This is a genomic window from Jatrophihabitans sp. YIM 134969 (genome assembly GCF_054456675.1).
On the sequence record NZ_JBTJEQ010000005.1, the window covers coordinates 128,593 to 151,862 of the forward strand.

26 protein-coding genes, 3 tRNA genes and 1 pseudogene are annotated in these 23,270 nt (G+C 70.4%); 19 read left to right on the plus strand and 11 right to left on the minus strand.

What is annotated here, in order from left to right; translation table 11 throughout:
- Positions 1–11: 11 nt before the first annotated feature.
- The 4 genes from ACXR2U_RS04765 to ACXR2U_RS04780 all read left to right on the plus strand — a co-directional run bounded on the left by ACXR2U_RS04765 (position 12) and on the right by ACXR2U_RS04780 (position 2,452).
- A complete protein-coding gene (locus tag ACXR2U_RS04765) occupies positions 12–761 on the plus strand; it encodes a fumarylacetoacetate hydrolase family protein (RefSeq protein ID WP_458823814.1) in 750 nt (249 codons plus the stop codon).
- On the plus strand, positions 758–2,230 hold the full coding sequence (gene gltX, locus ACXR2U_RS04770; RefSeq protein WP_458823787.1) for a glutamate--tRNA ligase: 1,473 nt from the start codon (positions 758–760) through the stop codon (positions 2,228–2,230). Before ACXR2U_RS04765 ends, gltX begins: the two co-directional genes overlap by 4 nt.
- Positions 2,231–2,270: 40 nt before the next feature.
- Positions 2,271–2,342: transfer RNA gene (locus ACXR2U_RS04775), tRNA-Gln, on the plus strand.
- 37 nt (positions 2,343–2,379) lie between these two features.
- Positions 2,380–2,452, plus strand: a tRNA-Glu gene (locus ACXR2U_RS04780).
- A 5-nt stretch (positions 2,453–2,457) separates the two neighbouring features.
- Here the strand turns inward: ACXR2U_RS04780 and ACXR2U_RS04785 are convergent.
- The gene (locus ACXR2U_RS04785) at positions 2,458–3,654 is read right to left on the minus strand and encodes a tyrosine-type recombinase/integrase (RefSeq protein WP_458823788.1); all 1,197 of its coding nucleotides are present in this window, start codon (positions 3,652–3,654) and stop codon (positions 2,458–2,460) included.
- Positions 3,654–4,190: a helix-turn-helix domain-containing protein gene (locus ACXR2U_RS04790; RefSeq protein WP_458823789.1), complete on the minus strand. Its 537-nt coding sequence runs from the start codon at positions 4,188–4,190 to the stop codon at positions 3,654–3,656. Before ACXR2U_RS04790 ends, ACXR2U_RS04785 begins: the two co-directional genes overlap by 1 nt.
- 136 nt (positions 4,191–4,326) lie before the next feature.
- On the opposite strand from ACXR2U_RS04790, the gene ACXR2U_RS04795 reads away from it, so the two are divergent.
- The 10 genes from ACXR2U_RS04795 (at position 4,327) to ACXR2U_RS04840 (ending at position 10,261) form a co-directional block, all read left to right on the plus strand.
- Complete coding sequence (locus ACXR2U_RS04795) at positions 4,327–4,521, plus strand: helix-turn-helix domain-containing protein (RefSeq protein ID WP_458823790.1); 195 nt, start codon at positions 4,327–4,329, stop codon at positions 4,519–4,521.
- Between the two features lie 26 nt (positions 4,522–4,547).
- Positions 4,548–4,880 carry a hypothetical protein gene (locus ACXR2U_RS04800; protein ID WP_458823791.1) on the plus strand — a complete coding sequence of 111 codons (333 nt, stop codon included), beginning with the start codon at positions 4,548–4,550 and terminating at the stop codon, positions 4,878–4,880.
- Between the two features lie 190 nt (positions 4,881–5,070).
- Complete coding sequence (locus tag ACXR2U_RS04805; protein WP_458823792.1) at positions 5,071–6,420, plus strand: AAA family ATPase; 1,350 nt, start codon at positions 5,071–5,073, stop codon at positions 6,418–6,420.
- Positions 6,417–6,602, plus strand: coding sequence for a hypothetical protein (locus tag ACXR2U_RS04810; RefSeq protein WP_458823793.1), 186 nt, complete (start codon positions 6,417–6,419; stop codon positions 6,600–6,602). Before ACXR2U_RS04805 ends, ACXR2U_RS04810 begins: the two co-directional genes overlap by 4 nt.
- Before the next feature lie 144 nt (positions 6,603–6,746).
- Positions 6,747–7,007, plus strand: a complete 261-nt coding sequence (locus tag ACXR2U_RS04815; RefSeq protein WP_458823794.1) for a hypothetical protein — start codon at positions 6,747–6,749, stop codon at positions 7,005–7,007.
- Positions 7,008–7,021: 14 nt separating this feature from the next.
- The gene (locus ACXR2U_RS04820; protein ID WP_458823795.1) at positions 7,022–7,867 is read left to right on the plus strand and encodes a hypothetical protein; all 846 of its coding nucleotides are present in this window, start codon (positions 7,022–7,024) and stop codon (positions 7,865–7,867) included.
- 377 nt (positions 7,868–8,244) lie between these two features.
- Positions 8,245–8,622: a hypothetical protein gene (locus tag ACXR2U_RS04825; RefSeq protein ID WP_458823796.1), complete on the plus strand. Its 378-nt coding sequence runs from the start codon at positions 8,245–8,247 to the stop codon at positions 8,620–8,622.
- 52 nt (positions 8,623–8,674) lie between these two features.
- On the plus strand, positions 8,675–8,974 hold the full coding sequence (locus ACXR2U_RS04830; RefSeq protein ID WP_458823797.1) for a hypothetical protein: 300 nt from the start codon (positions 8,675–8,677) through the stop codon (positions 8,972–8,974).
- A 43-nt stretch (positions 8,975–9,017) separates the two neighbouring features.
- The gene (locus ACXR2U_RS04835) at positions 9,018–9,734 is read left to right on the plus strand and encodes a hypothetical protein (protein ID WP_458823798.1); all 717 of its coding nucleotides are present in this window, start codon (positions 9,018–9,020) and stop codon (positions 9,732–9,734) included.
- A complete protein-coding gene (locus ACXR2U_RS04840) occupies positions 9,734–10,261 on the plus strand; it encodes a type II toxin-antitoxin system VapC family toxin (RefSeq protein WP_458823799.1) in 528 nt (175 codons plus the stop codon). The genes ACXR2U_RS04835 and ACXR2U_RS04840 overlap by 1 nt, the downstream gene beginning before the upstream one ends.
- A 26-nt stretch (positions 10,262–10,287) precedes the next feature.
- Here the strand turns inward: ACXR2U_RS04840 and ACXR2U_RS04845 are convergent, their stop codons facing one another.
- The 3 genes from ACXR2U_RS04845 to ACXR2U_RS04855 all read right to left on the minus strand — a co-directional run bounded on the left by ACXR2U_RS04845 (position 10,288) and on the right by ACXR2U_RS04855 (position 12,303).
- Positions 10,288–10,497: a hypothetical protein gene (locus ACXR2U_RS04845; protein ID WP_458823800.1), complete on the minus strand. Its 210-nt coding sequence runs from the start codon at positions 10,495–10,497 to the stop codon at positions 10,288–10,290.
- 943 nt (positions 10,498–11,440) lie between these two features.
- The gene (locus tag ACXR2U_RS04850) at positions 11,441–11,857 is read right to left on the minus strand and encodes a hypothetical protein (protein WP_458823801.1); all 417 of its coding nucleotides are present in this window, start codon (positions 11,855–11,857) and stop codon (positions 11,441–11,443) included.
- Entirely contained in the window at positions 11,854–12,303 is a 450-nt protein-coding gene (locus tag ACXR2U_RS04855) for a hypothetical protein (RefSeq protein WP_458823802.1), read from the minus strand. The genes ACXR2U_RS04850 and ACXR2U_RS04855 overlap by 4 nt, the downstream gene beginning before the upstream one ends.
- A 171-nt stretch (positions 12,304–12,474) precedes the next feature.
- On the opposite strand from ACXR2U_RS04855, the gene ACXR2U_RS04860 reads away from it, so the two are divergent.
- Positions 12,475–12,571 (plus strand) — tRNA-Glu (locus tag ACXR2U_RS04860).
- A 73-nt stretch (positions 12,572–12,644) separates the two neighbouring features.
- Here ACXR2U_RS04860 and ACXR2U_RS04865 read toward each other — a convergent pair.
- Positions 12,645–13,373 (minus strand): ZIP family metal transporter, encoded by a 729-nt coding sequence (locus ACXR2U_RS04865; RefSeq protein WP_458823815.1) that lies wholly within the window; start codon positions 13,371–13,373, stop codon positions 12,645–12,647.
- Positions 13,374–13,501: 128 nt separating this feature from the next.
- Positions 13,502–13,801, minus strand: a complete 300-nt coding sequence (locus tag ACXR2U_RS04870; RefSeq protein WP_458823803.1) for a hypothetical protein — start codon at positions 13,799–13,801, stop codon at positions 13,502–13,504.
- A 234-nt stretch (positions 13,802–14,035) separates the two neighbouring features.
- Between ACXR2U_RS04870 and ACXR2U_RS04875 the strand changes: the two genes are divergently transcribed.
- A complete protein-coding gene (locus tag ACXR2U_RS04875; protein ID WP_458823804.1) occupies positions 14,036–14,272 on the plus strand; it encodes a hypothetical protein in 237 nt (78 codons plus the stop codon).
- Positions 14,273–14,287: 15 nt separating this feature from the next.
- On the opposite strand, the gene ACXR2U_RS04880 is transcribed toward ACXR2U_RS04875, so the two are convergent.
- The 4 genes from ACXR2U_RS04880 to ACXR2U_RS04895 are packed head-to-tail and all read right to left on the minus strand — an operon-like array spanning position 14,288 to position 19,385.
- Complete coding sequence (locus ACXR2U_RS04880) at positions 14,288–15,967, minus strand: AMP-binding protein (RefSeq protein WP_458823805.1); 1,680 nt, start codon at positions 15,965–15,967, stop codon at positions 14,288–14,290.
- A gap of 48 nt (positions 15,968–16,015) precedes the next feature.
- Complete coding sequence (locus tag ACXR2U_RS04885) at positions 16,016–17,371, minus strand: amidase (protein ID WP_458823806.1); 1,356 nt, start codon at positions 17,369–17,371, stop codon at positions 16,016–16,018.
- 56 nt (positions 17,372–17,427) lie between these two features.
- Complete coding sequence (locus ACXR2U_RS04890; RefSeq protein ID WP_458823807.1) at positions 17,428–18,579, minus strand: acyl-CoA dehydrogenase family protein; 1,152 nt, start codon at positions 18,577–18,579, stop codon at positions 17,428–17,430.
- Complete coding sequence (locus ACXR2U_RS04895; RefSeq protein WP_458823808.1) at positions 18,576–19,385, minus strand: MerR family transcriptional regulator; 810 nt, start codon at positions 19,383–19,385, stop codon at positions 18,576–18,578. Before ACXR2U_RS04895 ends, ACXR2U_RS04890 begins: the two co-directional genes overlap by 4 nt.
- Positions 19,386–19,470: 85 nt before the next feature.
- On the opposite strand from ACXR2U_RS04895, the gene ACXR2U_RS04900 reads away from it, so the two are divergent.
- The 3 genes and pseudogenes from ACXR2U_RS04900 to ACXR2U_RS04910 form a co-directional block, all read left to right on the plus strand.
- On the plus strand, positions 19,471–20,682 hold the full coding sequence (locus ACXR2U_RS04900) for an acetyl-CoA C-acetyltransferase (protein ID WP_458823809.1): 1,212 nt from the start codon (positions 19,471–19,473) through the stop codon (positions 20,680–20,682).
- Positions 20,683–20,735: 53 nt separating this feature from the next.
- Positions 20,736–22,901 (plus strand): 3-hydroxyacyl-CoA dehydrogenase NAD-binding domain-containing protein, encoded by a 2,166-nt coding sequence (locus ACXR2U_RS04905; protein WP_458823810.1) that lies wholly within the window; start codon positions 20,736–20,738, stop codon positions 22,899–22,901.
- A gap of 181 nt (positions 22,902–23,082) precedes the next feature.
- A pseudogene (locus tag ACXR2U_RS04910) lies at positions 23,083–23,270 on the plus strand (ISL3 family transposase); the annotation flags it as partial.

A 23,270-nucleotide genomic window follows, 5' to 3' on the forward strand; every position in this document is an offset into this window, starting at 1 on the left:
TCCCCGCCGGCATGGCGTGGGGGGTCGTCGAGGGCCCGAAGAACGCCCCGCCGGAGAACCTCACGGTCGCGAGCATCACCGAGCACCCGTTCGGGCCGATCCAGTTCAGCGGCGCCCGGTGGGCGTTGCCCGACGTCCGGATGGTCGCGCCGATCCTGCCCAGCAAGGTCGTGTGCATCGGCAAGAACTACGCCGACCACATCGCCGAGATGGGCGGTGAGACCCCGGCCGCGCCCGTCATCTTCCTCAAGCCCAGCACCGCGGTGATCGGGTCGGGTGACCCGATCCGGCTGCCCGCCGACGCGGGCGAGGTGCACCACGAGGCCGAGCTGGCCGTCGTCATCGGGCGGCCGTTGAAGAACGTCGACGCCGCCACCGCGATGAACGGTGTCCTGGGCTACACCTGCGCCAACGACGTCTCCGACCGCACGGCGCAGCAGGCCGACGGCCAGTGGACCCGCGCCAAGGGCTACGACTCGTACTGCCCGATCGGCCCGTGGATCGAGACCGTCCTCGACCCGGCCGACCTGCGGGTCAGCGCCGGCGTCAACGGCGTGCTCAAGCAGGACGGCCGCACGAGTCAGCTCATCCACGACGTCGGCACGGTGCTGGCGTTCATGTCGCACGTCATGACGCTGCTGCCGGGCGACGTCGTCCTGACCGGCACCCCCGCGGGCGTCGGGCCGATCGTGCCCGGCGACACCGTGAGCGTCGAGATCGAGGGCATCGGCGCGCTCGTCAACCCGGTGGTGCGCGCGTGACGATCCCGGCTGTCGGCACCAGCCCGGTCCGGGTCCGGTTCTGTCCGAGCCCGACGGGCAACCCGCACGTCGGCCTGGTCCGCACCGCGCTCTACAACTGGGCGTGGTGCCGCCACGTCGGCGGCACGTTCGTGTTCCGCATCGAGGACACCGACGCCGCCCGCGACAGCGAGACCAGCTACGGGCAGCTGCTGTCGGCGATGCGCTGGCTCGGGTTCGGCTGGGACGAAGGGCCCGAAGTCGGCGGGCCGTACGGGCCGTACCGGCAGAGCGAACGGCGCGAGATCTACGCGGACGTGGCGCGGCGGTTGCTCGACGGCGGCTACGTCTACGAGTCGTTCACCACGACCGAGGAGACCGAGGCCCGGCACCGGGCCGCCGGCCGTGATCCCAAGCTCGGCTACGACAACCACGACCGCACCCTCACCGACGAACAGCGCGCGGCCTTCCGCGCCGAGGGGCGCCAGCCGGTGCTGCGCTTCCGGATGCCCGGCACCGACATCGGCTGGAACGACCTCGTCCGCGGTGAGATCACCTTCGCCGCCGAGCAGGTCAGCGACTTCGTGGTCGTCCGCGCCAACGGCGATCCGCTGTACACCCTGACCAACCCGGTCGACGACGCGATGATGCGCATCACCCACGTCCTGCGGGGCGAGGACCTGCTGCCCAGCACGCCGCGGCAGATCGCGCTCTACGCGGCGCTGACCGAACTCGGCGTCGCCGAGTCCACACCGCAGTTCGGCCACCTTCCCTACGTCATGGGCGAGGGCAACAAGAAGCTGTCCAAGCGGGACCCCCAGGCGAGCCTGGACACCTACCGGGCGCAGGGCTACCTGCCCGAGGGACTGCTCAACTACCTGGCCCTGCTCGGGTGGTCCATCGCCCCGGACCGCGACGTGTTCGGGATCGCCGAGATGGTCGAGGCGTTCGACATCGCCGACGTCGGCGGCAACCCGGCCCGCTTCGACGGCGCCAAGTGCCTGGCGATCAACGGCGACCACATCCGGCGCCTCGACCCGGACGACTTCGCCGCCCGCCTCGCCGCGTACGCGGGGGAGTACCGCGGCGTCGACCTCGCCCTGTTCAACGGCACGCTGCGCGCGGGCGCCCCGCTCGTCCAGGAACGGTGCAAGACCCTGGGGGAGGCCGTCGACCTGCTCTGGTTCCTCGTCGCGGCCGACGACTTCGCGCTCGACGAGAAGGCCGCGGCCAAGGCCCTCACCGAGGACGGCCGCGCCGTGCTCGCCGCGGGCCTCGAGGTCCTCGAGCCGCTGCAGACGTGGGAGCACGCCGAGATCGAGGCCGCGCTGCGAGCGATGATCGAGGCCCGCGAGCTCAAGCTGGGCAAGGCGCTCGCGCCGTTCCGGGTCGCCGTGACGGGCGGGACGGTGTCGCCCCCGCTGTTCGAGTCGATGGCGTTGCTGGGTCGGGGGACCACCCTGTCCCGGCTGCGCGCAGCCATCGGGTAGGCTCTCCTGCGGCCCACAGCGACACCGTGGACCGAGCTCTTGGGGTATGGGGTAATTGGCAGCCCAACTGATTCTGGTTCAGTTAGTCTAGGTTCGAGTCCTGGTACCCCAGCGCAGCACGGCCGGCACCTGTGTCGGCCGGGTTCTGGGGCCCCATCGTCTAGCGGCCTAGGACGCCGCCCTCTCACGGCGGTAGCGCGGGTTCGAATCCCGCTGGGGCTACACCTCTACACCCCCCGGTTTCCGGGGGGTGTAGCACTTTCAGTGCCGGTCGGCAGAGCGACCACCACCCCGTCAGTCCGCACCTGGTCCGCAAGAAGTCCGCGGGACCGGGCGGCGTCCATGGCGTCCGCGACCTCGTCGAGCTGGTCGGCGAACAGGTGCCCGTACAGGTCGAGCGTCATCGTGGCCGTCTTGTGCCCGAGCATCTGCTGGACGACCTTCACGTTCGCTCCTGACGCGATCGCCAGCGAGGCCGCGGTGTGGCGCAGTGAGTGGGGGTGCAGACCGTGCACACCCATCGCCTCGACGGCCGGCGTCATCACCGACCGCTGGAACACCTGCGCCCGCAGCGCCCCGCCCTTCTCGCCGGTGAACACCAGGTCGTTCGGCGCCTTGCCCGCGACGTGCGCGGCTAGCTCGTCGACCAGGAACCGGGGGATCGGCACGGCGCGGCGCAGGTGACCCTTCGGGGTGCCCCACGTCTGCACGCCCCGTACCAGCGTGACGGATTCGGCGATGGTCGCCCGGCGCCGCATGAGGTCGAGTCGGGCGACCCGCAGCGCGGCCATCTCCCCGAACCTGACCCCGGTGTAGGCGAGGAACAGCACGACCAGCCGGTGAGGCCCGCAGCGGCCCGCGAGGTCGTCGACCTGTTCGTGGGTGAGGTAGACGTGCTCCGCCTGGACGACGCGGGGGAGGTTGACGTCGTCGGCCGGGTTACGGGACAGGCGACCGTCCTTCACCGCCAGCTTGAGAACCAGGGAGAACACCTGGTGCACCTTGCGCACCGTCGCGGCCGAGATCGAGGTCGTGGTCAGAACGAGATCTCGATCGCCCCGCTGGGACCGAGGTGATGACATCAACCCGGTGATCCACGCCTGCACGTCGGCGTGCCCGACGTCGACCAGCCGCACCGCCCCCCACCGCGGTACGACGTGCTCGCGCAGGATGCCTGCGTACCGCTCGTGCGTCGACGGCTTGAGGTGGGACTGCGCCTCGAGCCACCGCTGCGACCACTCACTGACCGTGACCCGCCCGCGCCCGGGGTCGACCCACACACCGGTGACGATGGTCGTGGTGACGTCGTCGAGCCACCGCTGCGCGTCGATCTTCCGGCCGAAGTGGCGGGAGTGTTCCTTGCCTGCGGTGTCGCGGTACCGGGCGCGGTACTGGCCGTCAGGGCGCTTCGCGATGGATGCCATCAGACTTCATCCCCTTCGTTGCTCAGATCGGCGACTGCATGGAGTAGGGCGGCGTACGCCTCGTTCAAACGCTCGCCCGCCGGGGTCGTGGTGACCCAACTCGGGATCGGCTGGTCCTCGCCGTCCGCCATGAGTGCGTCGACACGTCCACGGGACTCCGGTGCGAGCCGTCGGACCTTGCGCAGTAGGTCAGTGAGGTCGTCGATGCTCTTGTTCAGCGTGGCGTAGATCGTCCACGCCTCGCGGACCGTCGTCGCCGCATCGCGGTCGTGCACCAGCGACACGGGGGTGAGCATCTCGGCGACATCCACCTCGAAGACGGTGGCGAAGCCGACCAGTTCGTCAACTGCAACGCGGCGCGGCGGGTCGCCCTTCTCGATGTTGAAGACGGCTGACGGCTGGATTGGGAAGCCTGCCTGCCTCATGCGCTCTGCGAGGCCGGCGTAGGACATGCCCGCCCGCTCGCGTTCGTACCGCACACGCTCGGCGACGTTGCGCTCGTTGGTCAGGTTGCGCAGCGGGTTGACCCGTGGCATCGGTGCGGCCCCTCGTGTAGGCATTCGAACTTCAGAATGACACGATGCACGATTCGGTCGACAACGTCAAGCGCTGACCCGCACCATTCAGTTACCCGATCACACCGGTCGGGCAATCGAGCGGAGGGACAGCGTGATGACGGAGTGGCTGACGACCGAGGACGTCGCCTCTGAGTTCCGCACCGTGCCGGCGACCGTCCGGTACTGGCGGCACACCGGCACCGGACCGCGAGGGACGCGTGTGGGGCGCAGGGTGCTGTACGCCCGCGCCGACGTCGACCAGTGGGTGCGCGACCAGCGCGAGGCCAACCCGCGGCCGGTGGTGGCATGAGGTCCGGACATGACGAAGGCCCCGGCGTGGGAACCGAGGCCTCGTCCAACAACACGATCAACGCGGGCGGCGTCACCACCGAGGTTAGCTCAAGCGGACTTGAGGTCGCGATCGCCTACGCCGACCCGTGGTGGGCCGAGGGTGCTCGTCTGCTGATCGAGCAGTATCCCGTCGGCGCCATCATCTGCGCCGACGACATCACCGACTCGGACGTCATCGGACTGCCGGACCACCCCTGCCGACTCGGTGCGGTGTTCACCACCGCCGCCCGCGACGGTGTCATCCGCCGGGTTGGCTACCACCAGGCGCGTCGGGCTGCTCGAGCCGGCGGCGTGCACGCGGTCTGGGAGCGTGCGTGATGGGGTGCGCGACCTGCCGGCCGATCGTCCGGGTGGCGAACGTCGAGCCGGATAACAAGCCTTGTACTCGGTTCTGTCGTCGGTGTTCCCGCTGCATCCGGTCACTGGCGTACTGGGGTCGAGGTGGTCGTGACTACCTCGGCGCCGAAGGTGAACGGGATCTCGTCGAGAAGTCGACGACGGTGGTGTCGTGACCGGCTACGACATCGCCGACCTGCCGACCGCTTCCAGCTTCCCGGACGACTGGTACCCGGCCTCGGCGAAGACCACCTCGACGACCACGACGAAGGTCCGCAAGGTCGAGGTGACCTGGGCCGACAGCATCACCCCTGAGGCGGTCGTCTGGGCGTGGATCGACAGCGGCGAGGGACGGGTGCCGTCGGGGACGTTGACGATCCTCGCCGGCCGCGAGGGCACGGGGAAATCGTCGTGCGCGCTGTGGCTGGGCGCCAACATCACCCGCGGTTCGCTGCCCGGTTCACTCAAGGGCAAGCCCAAGACGGTGCTCATCGCCGCGACCGAGGACTCGTGGCGGCACACCCTCGTCCCGCGTCTCATGGCTGCGGGTGCGGACCTCGGGCGGGTCGGCCGAATCGACGTGACCACCACCGAGGGCGACGAGGTGACCTTGTCCCTGCCGCACGACCTGGCCGCGCTCAAGGCCACGATCAAGACGCACGACGTCGGGCTGGTCATCCTCGACCCGCTGCTGTCCATGATCGGCGACGGCATCGACACGCACCGCTCCCACGAGGTCAGGTCCGCGCTCGACCCGCTCGCCAAGCTGGCCGACGAGACCGGCGCCATCGTCTGCGGGATCGCGCACTTCAACAAGTCCGCCGGCACCGACGCCGCGTCGCTCATCACCGGCTCGGGTGCGTTCAAGGACGTCCCGCGGTCGGTGTTCGGCTTCGCCCGCGACGACGACGGGCGGGTGATGACGCAGGTCAAGAACTCACTCGGGCGCGATGACCTGCCGTCGTTGTCGTACACCATCGAGACCGTCCCCCTCGAGGTCAAGGGTGGCACCACCGAGGTCGGGAAGTTCGTCTTCACCGGCACCTCCGAACGGTCCGTGTCCGACGTCCTCCGCGACGCCGCCAGCACCGAGGACCAGGCCGACCGCACCGAGGTCGTCGACTGGATCACCAAGCACCTGACCGACCTCGGTGGTGAGGCCGTCGCCGGTGACGTCCTCAAGGCATCTCGCCGGGACGGGTTCTCCGACCGCACGGTGCAGCGCGCTCGAAAGAAGGTCGCCACGGCCGAGCGGCGCGGGTTCGGTGCCGAGGGCCGGTGGGTCTGGGTGCTCATAGATGACACCAAAGGCGCCATAGATGTCACCCCTCAGAAGGTGGCGCCTATGGCATCTATGGCGGCGCCTATGGAGGCCGAGCGGCCGGCGGCCACCGTCGTCAGCCTGTTCGGCACCACCACCTCGACCGACTGCGACCACCCCGACAAGGTCAAGACCACCGCCGGGAAGTGCGCCCTGTGCATCGCCGCCAACCTCACCAACGCCTCCGAGGTGACCTCATGACCGACGACGCCATCCGTTCGGCTCTGCGACGCCTCGTCGGAGTCGAGATCGCCGGCGGCTGCGACGACTGCCCCGCCACCACCCACCTCGCCGAAGAGAAGCCCGGCGTGTTCATGGGTCACGTCGGCCACCAACCGACCTGCCCAACCTGGCAGCGGATCAAGGCAGGTGCGTCCTCGTGAGCACATATGTGTGCAGTGAGCACACCACCGAACCCGTGACGTGGAGAGGGACCGGCTGCCGGCCGTGCGCACGCCGACGCCGACCCACACCGCCGGTCAACCCGTGGTGGTCAACCGAGAACGAACCAACCCAAGGAGCGACCCGTGACGACACCCGCTGAGGACTTCACCGAGGTCCTGTCCTCGCTGAACAACGTCCCCACCGCCACCTCGATCGCAACGGTCGAACCTGCGGCACCCGGCCCACGGACACCGGCGCCGAACCGAGCCCAAGGCAGCGGCGGCGCCCGCGTGATGTCCACCGAGGAGATCGGTCAACGACTCCTCGTCAACGCACTGACCAGCATGGCCAGCCCTCGAGGTGAAGGCGGCTGGACCGACCTCACCACCCGATCCCCCTACTGAGAAGGACACCCGACATGACCATCACCAACGACGTCGACTTCCAGCGGCTCCGCAACACCGCCACCGAAGTCATCCGGATCGCAAGCACCCGCGGCTACCCGCTGCCCGACGGGTGGGGCACCCTGCAAGCCCTCCGCGTTGAGGTCCAGAAGCTCACCATCGAGCCTGAACCCGTTGCCGCCGTCACCGCCCTGCCGGCGCCCGGCAAGGCGAAGGAGTGGTGCACCCGGCAGGCCACCGCCCGACAGCAGCACCGAGACCGCGTCACCGTCGCCCGTGAGCTGTCCGACCGCCTCGAACTCGACAGTGTCCGCGCCGGCCGTGGCCACGCAGCGGCCGTGTGCGACCAGCTCGTCAACGACGTGAACACCGACCTGCTGCCCCGTCTCCAGGATCTGCTGAACACCGCCCCCCGGACCCTGACCGGTCACGAGAGCGCCGAGGCGGTCGAGGCCCACACCGCGCTGCTCCGCATCATCGGGGAAGCCACGCAGGCCGCGTACGACCGAGGCCAGCTCGCACTCGCACTCGGCGAAGGCGACGACCTCGGCCACTACGGCGCCGTGTTCCTGCTGATCGACCCGCCCGCGGGCGCCACCGTCCGTGACGTCGACCAGGCCGTCATCGACATCCGCGGGGGCCTCCCGAACACCCTCGAGCACTGGGCGCGGCTCCAGCCGCTCGGGCTTAGCCTCGCCGAACCCGGGGGGGCACTGCGTCGGTCAGAGCGGTACCAGCACGCCCGGGCCGCGCTGATGAACACCGGAGACGGCGGGGTGTTCGACCACACCCTCGGCGAACTGCTTGACCTCGCCAACGACCCGGACGCTGCCGCCAACCGAGCGCGGCGGGTCGCATGAGCCGGCAGGCGGTGGGCGTCAACGCCACCGGAAGCACCGGAGCTGGGTTGCCGCCCGGAACGATGGTCGCGAGCGAGTCACCTTTCCTCTCGCACAGACCGGCCAGCGCCCACCGTCTCGCCACCACCTCCGGTCCTGTCCCCACCTCGAGCACCACCGTGGAGCCCGAGACGGTCCCGCCAGCGGTGTTCCTGCCTCCCCAGGATGTGGTGGAGAGAGACGCGTCGCTAATGAAGGAGTCTCCGTCCGAGGGGGTCGAGAGGGCATGTGCCCACCCCCCTGGCCACATGCCCCCCGACGGGGGATCCCTGGACACTCCTGAAATTAGCAACCGCCATCCCGCGTGCGCACAGCACCGGTTTCCCGGTGGTGACCGAATGACCGGCAAGGACACCCCGTCGGTGCCTCAGCCGGCCGGTTTGGGGACAACTGGTGCTGCCTTCTGGGTGAAGGTGACGGCGCAGTACGGGCTCCGCCTCGATGAGCTGGTGGTGTTGGAGTCCGCGTGCCGGACCCTCGACGTGTTGGCCCGCCTCGACGCCGAGGTCGCTGGCCAGCCGTTGACGGTGCCCGGCTCGATGGGGCAGATGCGTGAGCACCCGCTGATCTCGGAGGCGCGACAGCAGCGTGCGGCTCTGGCCCGGCTGGTCCGTCAGCTTGAGCTGCCCGACGAGGTCACGGTCGGCAGCGCGTTGTCGAGGTCGTCGTCGGCCCGGACGCTGGCGAACGCTCGGTGGTCGCGAAGGGGTGCATGACGGGCTCCCCCCCGCTGGACACCGCGGCGGGGAAGGCATGACACTCCGGGATGTGACCGCCCCGGACTACTTCACGTTCGACACCTCGAACCTCGCCGACTACAACCCCGCCCGCGTTGCTACTGCCTTCCGTGATCATCCGGCGGTGTACGTCAACCATCTGCAGGTCGCCGCATGGGTACGCGGTTGGGCGGACCGGCTGGTGGAGGGCGGCAACCACGAAGAGGACGACGACTTTGTGCGAGCGCTACGCGAGATCGTGGCGCACCTCCGACAAGCCGACCTGCTGCCGGGTGGGCCGCTCCTCGAGGAGTTCGACCCGCCGCCTGCCCGCCACCGCGGGACCGCCTGAACCTGTCCGCTAGCCCAACGACCAGAGAGGAAGGGGGACCACGATGGCTGATGATGAGCTATCCCTCCGACTTGACGCCGACGTCATCGGGCTGCCGCTGTTCGCGCACGTTGTCTCCGACGTCATCGAGCTGCTGACCGAGCTCTCGGCCGAGGTGGTCGGCAAGGACCAGGTGCACTGGGTGCTCGACAGCCTGACCCGAAACAGTCCGGCCACGATCACGGCACGCCCCGTCGAGACCGAGGATGCCGAAGAGATCCTTCAGGAACTGGAGGCTGGCTTGGTCTGGCTGAACGAGGGAGTTGGCTGGCCGTCCCACTTCTCCGAGAGGGCGTTGGACCGCGTGCGGTCTATCAGTAGGCGAACCAGTGACACGGTCCAGATCGAGATTGGACGCCCCTCCACCCGCCGTGCCCTGACCACCGAGACCGCGGCGCACGTGGACCACCTGCTCGCTGCCTCCGTCATCGCCCTCGGGTCCGTCGAGGGGCGCCTTGAGAGCGTGACCGTGCACCAGAGCCCAGAGTTCAGTCTGTACGACCTGCTCACCGGCCGGCGTATCCGGTGCTCGTTCGGCAGTCGCGTCCAACTTGAGGACGTGACCAGGAACGTCGACCGGCGCGTCAGCGTCTACGGGACCCTGCGGTCCCGGGCCGACGGCACCGTGCTGTCGATCGCCGCCGAGTCGGTCACTCCTCTACCGCGACAATCCGACCTGCCGCACTTCTCCACCGCCCGCGGCATCCTGGACGCCGGCTGATGCCGACACCCGAGCTGGTGTGCTGGGACTCCGACGCGTTCCTGTCCTACCTGAACAAGCAGACCGACGACGACCGTCTGATCCGTTGTCAGGCAACGCTCGACCGCGCCCACGCCGGACAGGTTCGGATTGTCTGTTCAGCGCTGGCGTTGGCCGAGGTGATCAAGATGAAGCATCGCAAGCCGGTCACCCGCGACGACGAACAGACCGTAATCGACTTTTTTGCCAACGAGTTCATAGTGGTCCGAAACGTGGATCGGTTCATCGCCGAGCAGGCCCGAGCGATAGTCTGGCGTAACGGGGTCGACCCCAAGGACGCCATCCACGTCGCCACCGCCATTGCCGTCAAGGCAGCCGCCCTTGAGACCTTCGACCTCGGGCTGCTCAAGAAGACTGACCAGATCGGGTCACCGGTGCTGACGATCCGCAAGCCAGCCACACCGCTCAGCGTGGGTCTGTTCTTCGAGGATGATCCCACCGACGCAACCGAACTCGACCGTGCGCAGGAGGAAAGGCATGATCGCTGATGTGGCTCAGCGGGGCCGCCGGAGACCTACTCGCGCCGGATAACCGCGCTGTGTGAGCACTCCTCGGTCAGCCGAGCCGCCAGCGTCCTGGCCTCGTCGACCATCAAGGTCATGACGAACCCGCCGGGCATGGTGAGGCTGACGACGTCGTCCCCCCGACGCTCGACGTCGAGCCGACCGTGTGTAGCGATCCCCCACGTTGCCTGCACCTGCTGCACCTGCTGCGTCTTGGCCACCGCTCGACGGTAGCCACCCGCGAGGCGCGGGTCTGTCACGGTTTGAGCCTCAACGGGCGGAGATGTCCGCCAAGGGCCATGCTCAGGCTGGCGGTGTCGTCGCACCGGACCCCGGAGTGCGACGACACCGTTCGACGTCAGTGGCGTGAAGTGGGCGCGGGTCTCGAAGTCAGGGTGGGCTCGCCGGTCGCCTGTCCCCCGACTGCGACCGGCTGAGCCTCTTCCCCGTGCGCTGGACCGTCGATCCCCCGAACGACGCCAGCGAACAAGTGATACCCGGGGTAACAGAGAGCTAACAACCTGTGGCCCACGTCGCCTCTGCTCTAGCGGAACCTCGACCTGACGTTGATGATCACTTTGGCGGTGCCGCCGGCCGACCCCCCGCGGTAACGGTGGCACCGCCTCGACCTGCCTGTCCCCGACGCTGCAGCTACCTCGAGGTGGCTGCAGCGATCGAACTGACTGGGGAGATCACCTTGATCGTGATGTTTGGGCCTGACTCACTCGCGGTACTACATGCGTCGGCAACGTCTGATTCGGGGGAACGGACGTAGCCGACACGGGGGATCGCCGGTCCGGCTCAAGCGCCGACGGCCTTCCGCAACCGCCACCCCGCCCGGGCAACACTCCGGCGCTGCTCGGGCGGGGTGAGCGTTAGCAGCCCGGCCCGCCGCGCTCCTGATCGATCTCCCGGGCCCGCCGCATCACGTAGGCCAAGACGACCGCAACAGCGCACGACAGCACCAGCCACGCGATCAGCAGCCACGCCCACCACGCCACCGACTGCTCTCCTCTCGCGGTCGGGGGTGATCGGCACGATACGAGGCGAGCCGATTCCCTGGCGAGTCGGTGGGGAAGCGGCAAGAAGTTCAGCGACAAAGCCAGCTTTATGCATGCTGACTTAGCGCGAAACACCGGCGAAGCTTCTGTGCGTCGTGGGTGCCTAGCTGTCCACCACCGTCATCTCTTCGAACCGCCGCACGCCCTCGCCGATGGTCGCCAGCAGCGCCCTCGCCGACTGAGCAGTGAACTGACCCTCGACCCGGGTGCCGTCGACCCACAACGACATCGACGGCGGCGACAACGTCACCGAGCTGGTGGTCGGGTCGTAGACCTCGACCTGCTCCATCGTCACGTTGTCGGTGATGTCGTCGGTGTGCTGACGGCTCCAAACCGTTTCCCCGATGTCGATGAGGTCGAACCGGTGCCCCGGCTTGTCGGTGCACCAGTGCGGACACGCTGGACGTGCAGGCTGGTTGAGCATGTTCCACTCATTGCGATCGACGTGTGCCTGCCAGTCAGGCTCGGCCGAAACGGAACGCATCTGGGCGATGATGTCCGGCGTCGTGTCGGTGTTCATGCCGCACCGCCGATCTCACCGAGGCGGGCGACGGCCCGCAACAGGCCCTCGCCCATCTCTTGCGCCTGCTGCGCGGACATGGCGTACCCCGTCGGGGTCTCCGCGACGATGAACGGGTCACCCAGGGTGACGACGTCGGCGGCGTCGCGGTACTCCTCGACCACCAAGCTCACGCCCAAGGAGACCTCGAGCACGTGGCTGCGCATCTGCCGCCCGGTGCCGTCGGTGAAGTCCTCGTAGCCGTCGTGGTTCCGCTCGGTGCACCACTCCGGGCACGGCGGCGGTGCCGGCCGGGAGAGCTGGCGGCGCATGTCCACGTCCAGCTCGGTGAGGATGTCCGGGTAGTCGGCCCAGCGCTCACGCTGCGAGGCGTACCGCGCTGCCTCTTGAGGTGTCATCGGGCGGAGGTCGGTGCCGAAGACACCGGTGTCGATACGGTCGTTCATGGGTCGTGCTCCCTGTCTCTAGCAGGTGGGTGTCGATCAAGGCCCGGGCCGGTGTTGACGCACCGGTTCGGGCCGTTCAGTCCGCAGCTAGTCCGCGAGAGGTCCGCAGAACGTCCGATGACGTCCAACACGGCCCAACGCAGCCAACGCCACGCAGCCCAGAGAGCACGGGGCCTCCAGTGCGGAGAGCCCAGAATCCGGGCGACACAGATCCACGTCTGACCGCCCTCTCACGGCGGTAGCGCGGGTTCGAATCCCGCTGGGGCTACACACACGACACGAGGCCTTCCCGCAGCAGCGGGGAGGCCTCGCGTCGTTCCAGGCCCCTGGTGTCGTCGGGGTCAGCCCGCGACGCCGACCACCACGAACAGCACGGCAGCGCCCAGCACCGTGCTGGCGAGGGTGAGGGCCGACGAGTCGGGTTCGTGCGCCTCGGGCAGCACGTCGGCGGTGGCGAGGTAGAGCAACACACCCGCGAAGAAGCCGAGGTACGCCCCGAGCGTCGGCGCCGGGATGTCCACCGCCGTCGACAACCCCGCACCGACCAGGGGCGCCGCGGCGTCGGCGGCCAGCAGGATCAGCCCGCGCCGCCGGGCCGCGCCCCGGAGGGTGCTCAGGGTGAAGGTGTTGAAACCGTCGGCGAAGTCGTGGGCGATGACGGCCACGGCGACTCCCACGCCGATGCGGGTGTCGACCTGGAAGGCCACCCCGAGCGCGAAGCCGTCGAGCACGCTGTGGCCCACGAGCGCGGACGCGGCCAGCGTGCCGGCGGCGTGGTCGTGGTGGTGCGGACCGTAGGCGTCCTCGTGGCCGTGGTGCAGCGACAACGACCGCTCGAGGACGTGGAGCAGGAGGAAGCCCACGACGAACAGCACCAACGGCACCGGTGTCGACCAGACGGTCGCGTCGTTCTCCTCCAGCGACTCCGGCAGCAGTTCGAACCCGACGACGCCGAGCATCAGCCCCGCGGCGAGGCCGAGGACCAGGTGCCGGTAGCGCCCGGCCCGCAGCGCCGCGAGGCCGCCCACGAGCGTCATCACCGCCGACCCGCCCGCGACGGCCAGGGCGATCACCGGCTGCTCACCGCGGTCGTCGGTGGCGGGAGGTCACCGGCAGAGCATGCCGGTGCCGAACGGGACGTCGACGTGCAGGGGGTGACGGCTCGGCCGGGCGAGGGGGTCGGGACGAGCGGGGTGGTTCAGGCTGCGGCGCTCTGCTGGCGGGCGTCGACCGCGGGAGCAGGGGCCGGGCTCGGGGTGGCCGCGTGGCGGCCGGCGCTGGGGTGGCGGGCGCGGTCGGCGGCGGTGGCGGCGTGCCGCGCGGCGTGACGCCCGCGGCCGATGAGTCGACCGTCGAAGGAGGGGACGTTGTTGGCGGCGAGGTTGAGCCGCAGGAGCATCGCGCGCTCGTCGGCGTCGCGGAGCCCGAGGACCTGGCGCAGGACGACGTCGTCGAGCAGCAGGACGCAGGTGTGGTCGTCGGTGGTCAGTGTCCTCACCTCGTCCCTGGTGCTCGCCACGTCGGGCGCGGCAGCGGTCGACGGGGGAATGTCACCACCGAGTGTGACCGGTCGACCTTTCACGCGCCAGATGTTCCACAGGTGAGGTTTGGGTGAACCGATGCTGAGGCTTTGAGGTGTCCGCAACTGCTTTGCCGGATGATGGTTGTCACGCGAAGAGAAGACGGTCGTGGCGGAACGCCCCGGCACGACGCACGAGGACGGGACCGGCTGATGGACACGCCCGGAACGAGCGGGGCGCCCTGGACCGCCGGGATGCTCGCCCAGGCGCTCGTGGACCTGCTCGAGGAGCCGTTCGCGACCCCGGAGGACGTCGGTCTGGACGTGCGCCGGGTCGAGACGGCCGCGCGGCCGGACGACGTCGGGCCCGGCCGGGGTCGGGTCGCGACGGTCGAGCTCGACCTCGCCGACGGCACCCGTTTCCGTCTCGCCGTCGAGCGCCTCGCCTGAGGGCTGCGCGCGGCGTCAGTCGGCGTCGAGCTCGCGCTTGACGATCTTGCCCGCCTGGTTGCGGGGCAGGTCGTCGACGAACCGCACCTCGCGAGGAACCTTGTACCGCGCGAGGTTCTCCTTCACGTACGCCTTCACGGCGTCCTCGTCGAGCGCGCTCCCGGCCGACGTCACCACGTAGGCGCGCAGGCGTTGCCCGAAGTCGTCGTCCTCCACCCCGACGACGGCGGCGTCGCTGACCTCGTCGTGTCCGAGCAACAGGTCCTCGACCTCGCCGGGGAACACGTTCTCCCCGCCGGAGACGATCATGTCGTCACTGCGTCCGTCGATGAACAGGCGTCCGTTCGCGTCGAGGTGGCCGAGGTCGCCGGTGGTCATCATCCCGCCGACCTGGTCCTTGCTGCCGCCGCCGGTGTAACCCTCGAAGTGGATCGTGTTGGCCACGAAGATGCGCCCGGTCCCGCCCGTGGGAACGGATCGGTCGTCGTCCCCGAGGATCGCGACGGTGGTGCCGGTGGGCGCACGGCCGACCGTTCCCGGAGCGGCCGCGAGATCCGCGGGCGTGGCGATCGTGACGAACGCCACCTCGGTCGAGCCGTACAGGTTGTGCACGACGTCGCCCAGCACCTCGCGCGCGCGTCGGGCCAGATCGGTCGAGAGGGCCGAACCGGACACCGCCACCACCCGGACCGACGACGTGTCGACGCCGTGGGCCGTGACCGCGTCGAGCAGGCGGGACAGCAGGACGGGGACGGCGATGACGGTGTCGACCCGGTCGGCCGCGATCGTCGCGGCGGCGGCGTCGGCGTCGAACGCGCGCCGGAGCAGCAGGGTGTCGCCGACGGTGAGCGCGAGCACGGTCGACAGCAGCCCCCAGGCGTGGAACACGGGGCACAGCACCATCGCGGTGCGGCCCGAACGCAGCGGGATCTTCTCCAGGTAGCCGCCGGGGATGGCCAGGGTGGTGCCGAAGTCGCGGGGTGCGCCCTTCGGGGTGCCGGTCGTGCCGCCGGTCAGCAGGACGAGGCGCTGACGACGGGTCGGGCGGGGCGCCGGCGGGTGCGCGGCCGTCTCGTCGAACAGGTCGTCGTGCCCGGTCGTGACCCCGCCGTCGTCGGTGGCGTGGGGGAGCAGGACCCGCCCGCCGGGGGTGTCGAGGCCCGCGGTGCGTTCGTCGAACTCGGCGTCGGCCACGACGGCCGTGACCTCCTCGCGGGTGAGGACGTCGCGCAGTTGCGGCCCGGCGAAGTCGGTGTTGAGCAGCACGGTGCGGGCGCCCAGCACCGTGCCGGCGAACAGGGCAACGAGCATCCCGCGGTGGTTGCGGCACATCACGGCCACGGTGTCGTCGCTGCCCACGCCACGGGCGGCCAGCGCGCCGGCCAGCCGGCGGGCCAGGGCGTCGAGTTCGGCGAAGGTGACCGGTCCGCGTTCGTCGACGACCGCGACCCGGTCCGGGAACCGCCCGGTGGGCAGGGCGATCGCCGCACCGACGGGTCCGGTCCGCACCAGCGCGCCCGCGGCGGGCAGCATCCGGTGCGGGAGGTCGACACCGACCGCCCCCGAGCGCCAGAGCGCGGCGGTCGCGTTGGCCTCCGACACCGCGCGGGTCGCGGCGGTGCGGGCGAGGCGTTCGAGCGCGAGGCGGGCGTGGCGGAAACGGTCCGGGGACAGTCGGGCGGCGGTGTCCGGCATGGGACCGTTCTACCCGCTCCGACCAGATCCCGATACTGCGAGTTCCGGTTACACCGGCTGTGCGGGTGACCCCTCACCGGTGACGAGCCGAGCGGCGGCGAGCAACGTGCGTTCACTGCCGGGCGGTCCGACCAGCTGCACCGACGGCGGGATCCGTGCCGACCGGTCGGCGGCCGAAGGGACCGGCACGGCGATCGCGGGCCACCCGGCGAGGTTCCACGGCGCGGCGAACGGGGCGTAGCGGGCGTCGCTCACCACGTTGGCGAGCCACCCGCGGTCCGACCACGGCCGACCCGACCGCGACGCCACGTGCTTGGGCGGCCCGGCGAGCGCGGGCGTCACCAGGACGTCGTGGCCTGCTCCGAACCACCTCTCGGCGGTCTCGACCCACCGCTGCTGGGCGGCGGCGTGCGGGAACCCCGCCCGACCCGCGACGCGGCCGAGGGCGGCGTGCACCCGCGTGCGGCGAACCAGGCGGTCGGGATGCGGCAGGGGTTCGGTGGACTCGGCGGTGCCGACCAGCCAGCGCGCCAGCGCGTCGACCGCGGTGGTGACCGGAGCGGGTGGGTCGGCCTGCTCGACCCGGTGACCCGCGTCGCGCAGCGCGGCCGCGGCCGTCTCGACCGCCCGCACGTACGACGCGTGCACCGGGGTGAGTGGCACCGGCGCCACGGTCGAGGTCGCGACCCGGAGCGGCCCCGGGTCGAGGGGGACCGCGAGTGCGGGGTCGGCCGCGAGGACCGACAGCAGCAGGGCGGCGTCGTCGACGGTGGTGGCGAGCGGACCGTGCTCGGACAGACCAAACCACGAGGCGTCGTCGCCCCACGGCACGACCCCGCGACCCGGCTTGAACCCGACCAACCCGGTGCACGCGGCCGGGATGCGCAACGAGCCCATGCCGTCGTTGCCATGTGCAACGGTCACCATCCCGGCGGCGACGGCCGCGGCGCTGCCGCCGCTGGAACCACCGGGGGAGCGGCGCACGTCGAGGGGGTTGCGGGTGACACCGAACGGGGAATCCGTCGTGCCGAACACGCACAACTCCGGAACGCGGGTGATGCCGACGACCACCCCGCCGGCGCGGCGCAACCGGTCGACCACCACGTGGCTGCGCAGCTGCGGCTCGGGTGAGGTGGCGAGCGACCCGTTGCGCATCGGTTCGCCCTCGACCGGCACGTTGTCCTTAACCGCCACCGGCACCCCCGCGAGCGGCAGGGCGAAACGGTCCGGTCGCGAGTCGACGGCCCGTGCCTCGGCGAGGGCCTGTTCGCCCCGCACGACCTGGAACGCGCCGATCCCCGGGTCGGTCTGCGCGATGCGCTCGAGGGCGGCGCGGGTCTCGGCCTCGGCGGTGGTGCGGCTCGCGCGGACGTCGGCCGCGGTCTCGGCGGCGGTGCTGGCCATGGGCTGACCGTAGTCAGCCGGGGTCCACCATCGAGGCCGCGACCCCGGCGCCCGCGTCAGAGGAAGCGGGAGATGATCTCCTTCATGATCTCGTTGGTGCCGCCGTAGATCTTCTGGATGCGGGCGTCGGTCCACATCCGCGAGATGGGGTACTCGGCCATGTAGCCGTAGCCGCCGAAGAACTGCAGGCAGGCGTCCGCGACGTCGCACTGCATCTGCGTGGTCCACCACTTGGCCATCGACGCCGTCGGGATGTCGAGTTCGCCGGCGAGGTGCTTCGCGATGCAGTCGTCGACGAACACCCGCGCCACGGTGGCGGTGGTCGCCATCTCGGCCATCGTGAACTTGGTGTTCTGGAACTGGAACACCGGACGCCCGAAGGCCTCGCGTTCCTTGGTGTAGCGCAGCGTGTGCTCGACCGAGACCTCGATGCCTGCCACGGCGGCCACCGCGATCGCGAGGCGTTCCTGTGGCAGCTGCTGCATGAGCTGGACGAAGCCCTGCCCCTCCTCGCCGCCCAGCAGGTTGGCGGCGGGCACGCGGACGGAGTCGAAGAACAACTCCGCGGTGTCCTGGCCGTGCTGGCCGACCTTGTGCAAGGGTCGGCCGCGGGAGAAACCCTCGGCCGCGTCGGTCTCGACGACGACGAGCGAGATGCCCTTCGCCTTGTCGGCGGGGTCGGTCTTCGCGACCACGATGACGAAGTTCGAGAGGTACCCGTTGGTGATGAAGGTCTTGGCGCCGTCGACGACGTAGCTGTCGCCGTCGCGGATCGCCTTGGTGCGGACGCTCTGCAGGTCCGAGCCGGTGCCGGGTTCGGTCATCGCGATGGCGCCGACGAGTTCACCGGTGGCGAGCCCGGGCAGCCACCGCTGCTTCTGCTCCTCCGTGCCGTAGCTGTTGACGTAGTGGGCGACGATCGTGCTGTGCACGGACGTGCCGAGGCTGGGCGCGAGCGTGCGGGCCTGCTCCTCCATGAGCACGGCCTCGTGCGCGAACGTGCCGCCGCCCCCTCCGTACTCGGTGGGGATCGACGGGCACAGCAGGCCGAGTTCCCCGGCCTTGTTCCACACCTCGCGGTCGACGTGCTGCTGCTCGCCCCACCGGTGTTCGTGCGGTGCGCACTCCTTGGCGAAGAACGCGTGCGCGAGGTCGCGGAACGCCTCCGTCTCGTCGTCGCTCCAACGGGGGCGGGTGGCCGTGGTCATGAGGCTCTCCCAGCTCGTTCGACGCCCGCCGGTCCGTCGGGGGGCGGTGCGGTGGCGGTGTCGTCCGGGAGTCCGGGCTCGAGGCCACGGCGGGCGGCGCGGTCGGCCGCGTGACCGAACGCCGCGACCAACCCGTGCACGGCGAGCGGCCGCAACCGGGCGAGCATCCCGACCAGGTGTTCGTGGTCGATCTCGCCGCGCTGGTAGGGCGCCCAGAACTGCTCGACGAACAGGTCGGTCAGGCCCTCCGCGACCGCGGCCGCGTGGGTCTCGATGATGTCGGCGGACTCGCGCAGGACGACGGCGGGCACGGCGTACCGCATGAGCTCCACCGCGTGTCCGAGCATCGCGGGGGCGACGAGGAAGTCGCCGTCCGGCCGGCGCTCGACCACACCGAGTTGACGCAGGTGCCGCAGTTCGTCGTCGCCCACGTGACGGCCCGCGCGCCGGTCGAGGCCCGCGCGGTCGAGGACCTCGCGTTCGTCGGACAACCACGGCGCGAGGACCGCGGCCTGCACGGCGTACTCGGCGGCGCCGGCGTCGTCGGGCACCCGGGCGAGCACGCGTTCGATCGCGGCGAGGGTGTAGCCGTGGTCCTGCAGGGTGCGGATGAGGTCCAGGCGCATGCGGTGCGTGTCGTCGTAGTACGCGATCCGGCCGCGGCGGACCGGCGGTGCGACCAGGCCCTCGCTGACGTAGAAGCGGATCGTCCGGACCGTGAGTCCGGTGCGGGCGGCGAGGTCGTCGACGGTGAACGGCGCGAGGCGTGCTGGGGTGGCGCCGGTCTCCGTCACGGCCTCTGGCACACAGGAACTGTAACAGTCATACTGTCAATGTCGCGTGTCGTCCGTCGAGGACCGCACGAGCCGTCCCGTCCCGAGGAGGACCGCAGTGACCGAAGCGTTCGTGTACGACGCCATCCGCACCCCGCGCGGGAAGGGGAAGGCGAACGGCAGCCTCCACGGCAGCAAGCCGGTCTCGCTCGTCGTCGGTCTGCTCGACGAACTGCGCAAGCGCAACCCGGGCCTGGACCCCTCGCGCGTCGAGGACATCGTGCTCGGCTGCGTGACGCCGGTCGGTGACCAGGGCGCCGACATCGCGCGCACGGCTGCGCTCGCCGCGGGCTACGAGACCTCCGGCCCGGGCTTCCAGCTCAACCGCTTCTGCGCGTCCGGCCTCGAGGCCGTGAACGTCGCGGCGCAGAAGGTCCGCTCCGGCTGGGAGGACCTGCTGGTCGCCGGCGGGGTCGAGTCGATGTCGCGCGTGCCCATGGGCAGCGACGGCGGGGCGTGGGCGATGGACCCCGAGACGGCCTACGACACCAGCTTCGTCCCGCAGGGCGTGAGCGCCGATCTCATCGCCACCGTCGAGGGTTTCTCGCGTGAGGACGTCGACCTGTTCGCGGTCGAGTCGCAGGAGCGGGCGGCCAAGGCCCTCGCCGACGGCGCCTTCGCGCGCTCCGTGATCCCCGTGGTCGACGTGAACGGTCGGATCGTGCTGGAGCAGGACGAGTTCCCGCGGCCGGGCACGAGCCCCGAGACCCTCGCCGCGCTCAAGCCGTCGTTCGCGGCCGTCGGTGAGGGCGGCGGTTTCGACGCCGTCGCGCTGCAGAAGTACCACTGGATCGAGAAGATCCGCCACGTCCACACCCCGGGCAACTCCTCGGGCATCGTCGACGGCGCGGCCACGCTGCTCATCGGCAACGAGCAGGTCGGCACCGACCTCGGCCTGACCCCCCGCGCCCGGATCGTGTCGGTCGGTGTCGTCGGCACCGAGCCGACGATCATGTTGACCGGGCCGGTGCCGTCGGCGCAGAAGGCGCTGGCCAAGGCCGGTCTGAGCTTCGAGGACATCGACCTGTTCGAGGTCAACGAGGCGTTCGCCGCGGTCGTCATGAAGTTCATGAAGGACACCGGTGTGCCGCACGAGAAGGTCAACGTCAACGGCGGCGCCATCGCGCTCGGTCACCCGCTGGGCGCGACGGGCGCGATGATCCTCGGCACCGTCATCGACGAACTCGAGCGTCGCGACCAGCGCTACGGCCTCGCCACGCTCTGCGTCGGCGGCGGCATGGGCGTCGCGACCATCGTCGAGCGCGTCTGACCCGCGGCCACCGACCGCACCGCGACCGCCGTACCCAGGAGAGAACAGGACTCATGACCGCACCCGAAGCCGGAACCATCCGCTGGGACAGGGACGCCGACGGCGTCGTCACGCTCACCCTCGACGACCCGAGCCAGCGCGCCAACACGATGAACGCCGCGTTCCAGGAGTCGCTCGGCGCGACCGTCGACCGGCTCGAGGCCGAGAAGGACTCCGTCACCGGTGTGGTGGTCACCTCGGCCAAGAGCACGTTCTTCGCCGGCGGCGACCTGCGTCTGCTCTCGCAGGTGACCGTCGAGAACCAGGACGAGTTCGCCGCGGGCGTCGAGCAGATGAAGGGGCGGCTGCGGCGCCTGGAGACCCTCGGCCGGCCCGTGGTCGCCGCGCTCAACGGCTCGGCGCTCGGCGGCGGGTTGGAGATCGCGTTGGCCTGTCACCACCGCGTGGCGCTCGCCGACCCGAAGGCCCGGTTCGGCTTCCCCGAGGTCACGCTCGGTCTGCTGCCCGGCGCGGGCGGCGTGGTCCGCTCGGTCCGGATGCTCGGCATCGCCGACGCGCTGACCAAGCTGTTGCTGCAGGGTCAGCGGCTGCGTCCCGAGGCGGCCGTGGAACTGGGCCTGGTCGACGAACTGGCCGCGACGCCCGAGGAGATGCTCGCCGCGGCCCGCGCGTGGATCGCGGCCCACCCCGACGCCACCCAACCGTTCGACGTCAAGGGCTACAAGATCCCCGGCGGGACACCCAGCACGCCGAAGCTCGCCGCCGTCCTGCCGGCCTTCCCGGCCAACCTCCGCAAGCAGCTCAAGGGCGCGCCCATGCCCGCGCCGCACCACATCATGTGCGCGGCGGTCGAGGGGGCGGCGGTCGACGTCGACACCGCCCTGACCATCGAGGGTCGTTACTTCCTCGACCTGGCCACGGGTCAGGTCGCGAAGAACATGATCCAGGCGTTCTGGTTCGACCTCAACGCCATCAACGGGGGCGGCTCGCGCCCGGCCGGCTTCGAGCCGCGCCCGGCCACCAAGGTCGCCGTGCTCGGCGCCGGGATGATGGGTGCGGGGATCGCGTACGTCAGCGCGAAGGCCGGCATCGACGTGGTGCTCAAGGACGTCTCGATCGAGGCCGCCGAGAAGGGCAAGGCCTACTCGGCCAAGATCCTCGACAAGGCCGTCTCCCGCGGCAAGAGCACCGCGGCGCAGCGCGACGAGGTGCTGGCCCGGATCACCCCCACGGCCGACTACGCCGATCTGGCCGGGTGCGACCTCGTCGTCGAGGCTGTCTTCGAGAAGCAGTCGCTCAAGCACGAGGTCTTCGCCCAGGCCGAGCCGGTCGTGGCGGCCGACGCCCTGCTCGGGTCGAACACCTCGACCCTGCCGATCACCGGTCTGGCCGAGGGCGTCACCCGGCGCGAGGACTTCATCGGGCTGCACTTCTTCTCGCCCGTCGACAAGATGCCGCTGCTGGAGATCATCCGCGGCGGGCAGACCTCCGACGCCGCGCTGGCCCGGGCGCTGGACTACGCGAAGCAGATCGGCAAGACCCCCATCGTGGTCGGCGACAGCCGCGGGTTCTTCACCTCGCGGGTCATCGGCACGTTCGTGAACGAGGCGTTGGCGATCCTCGCCGAGGGCGTGCCGCCGGCCTCGGTCGAGCAGGCCACGCTGCAGGCGGGGTACCCCGTCGGGGCGCTGCAGCTGGCCGACGAACTCAACCTCGAGCTGTTCCTGAAGATCCGCAACGAGGCGCGCGAGGCCGCCGGAGCCTCCTACGTGCGGCACCCGGCCGAGGACGTCGTGGAGAAGATGGTCGAACTCGGGCGCCCCGGGCGGCTGAAGGGCGCGGGCTTCTACGACTACGACGAGAACGGCGCCCGGACCGGTCTCTGGCCGGGCCTCGCCGAGCACTTCGCGCCGGTCGCCGACCCTGCTGCGCTCGACCTGCACGAGCTCGGCGAACGGATGCTGGTCATCGAGGCCGTCGAGTCCTCGCGCTGTGTCGAGGAGGGTGTCCTGCTCACCACCGCCGACGCGAACATCGGCTCGATCATGGGCATCGGCTTCCCGCCGTGGACCGGTGGCGTCCTGCAGTACGTCAACGGGTTCGAGGGCGGGGTGGCGGGATTCGTCGCCCGCGCGTCGTCGTTCGCGGACCGCTTCGGCGAGCGCTTCGCCCCCAACCCGCTGTTGCACAAGATGGCCGAGAACGGCGAGCGTTTCTGACCCGTCCCCGGGTCCCAGCCCACGGAGTCCGGCGAGTGGGCACCTCTCCCGTCGAATGGTCAGGAAAAGCGGCTCTTGTGACGCATCTGTGGGTGGGTTCGGGGTGGTGAGATAGCAACACGCCGTTCTCTGTCTAGGTTTCTGGCTTGTCGAAGGTCAGCAACCATGAACGGAGAACGGCGTGCGCGACGCCAGCCTATGGCGCGCTGTGCTGGGGGTCGATGACACCGTGGTCGACGGTGTCGTGTTCGACCAGCGGGCGCAGCACCTCGTCATCGATGTGCATCCGGCCCGCAAGGCGCAGCGACGGTGCGGCAAGTGCGGTGTGCGGTGCCCCGGTTATGACCGCGGAGCCGGCGTGCGGCGGTG

Excerpts from the sequence above, each read along its gene's own strand:
- ACXR2U_RS04765 (WP_458823814.1), top strand. The coding sequence starts at position 12 with ATGGCGTGGGGGGTCGTCGAGGGCCCGAAGAACGCCCCGCCGGAGAAC.
- ACXR2U_RS04785 (WP_458823788.1), bottom strand. The coding sequence starts at position 3,654 with ATGGCATCCATCGCGAAGCGCCCTGACGGCCAGTACCGCGCCCGGTAC.
- ACXR2U_RS04790 (WP_458823789.1), bottom strand. The coding sequence starts at position 4,190 with ATGCCACGGGTCAACCCGCTGCGCAACCTGACCAACGAGCGCAACGTC.
- ACXR2U_RS04795 (WP_458823790.1), top strand. The coding sequence starts at position 4,327 with ATGACGGAGTGGCTGACGACCGAGGACGTCGCCTCTGAGTTCCGCACC.
- ACXR2U_RS04810 (WP_458823793.1), top strand. The coding sequence starts at position 6,417 with ATGACCGACGACGCCATCCGTTCGGCTCTGCGACGCCTCGTCGGAGTC.
- ACXR2U_RS04820 (WP_458823795.1), top strand. The coding sequence starts at position 7,022 with ATGACCATCACCAACGACGTCGACTTCCAGCGGCTCCGCAACACCGCC.
- ACXR2U_RS04825 (WP_458823796.1), top strand. The coding sequence starts at position 8,245 with ATGACCGGCAAGGACACCCCGTCGGTGCCTCAGCCGGCCGGTTTGGGG.
- ACXR2U_RS04835 (WP_458823798.1), top strand. The coding sequence starts at position 9,018 with ATGGCTGATGATGAGCTATCCCTCCGACTTGACGCCGACGTCATCGGG.
- ACXR2U_RS04840 (WP_458823799.1), top strand. The coding sequence starts at position 9,734 with ATGCCGACACCCGAGCTGGTGTGCTGGGACTCCGACGCGTTCCTGTCC.
- ACXR2U_RS04850 (WP_458823801.1), bottom strand. The coding sequence starts at position 11,857 with ATGAACACCGACACGACGCCGGACATCATCGCCCAGATGCGTTCCGTT.
- ACXR2U_RS04855 (WP_458823802.1), bottom strand. The coding sequence starts at position 12,303 with ATGAACGACCGTATCGACACCGGTGTCTTCGGCACCGACCTCCGCCCG.
- ACXR2U_RS04875 (WP_458823804.1), top strand. The coding sequence starts at position 14,036 with ATGGACACGCCCGGAACGAGCGGGGCGCCCTGGACCGCCGGGATGCTC.
- ACXR2U_RS04880 (WP_458823805.1), bottom strand. The coding sequence starts at position 15,967 with ATGCCGGACACCGCCGCCCGACTGTCCCCGGACCGTTTCCGCCACGCC.
- ACXR2U_RS04885 (WP_458823806.1), bottom strand. The coding sequence starts at position 17,371 with ATGGCCAGCACCGCCGCCGAGACCGCGGCCGACGTCCGCGCGAGCCGC.
- ACXR2U_RS04890 (WP_458823807.1), bottom strand. The coding sequence starts at position 18,579 with ATGACCACGGCCACCCGCCCCCGTTGGAGCGACGACGAGACGGAGGCG.
- ACXR2U_RS04905 (WP_458823810.1), top strand. The coding sequence starts at position 20,736 with ATGACCGCACCCGAAGCCGGAACCATCCGCTGGGACAGGGACGCCGAC.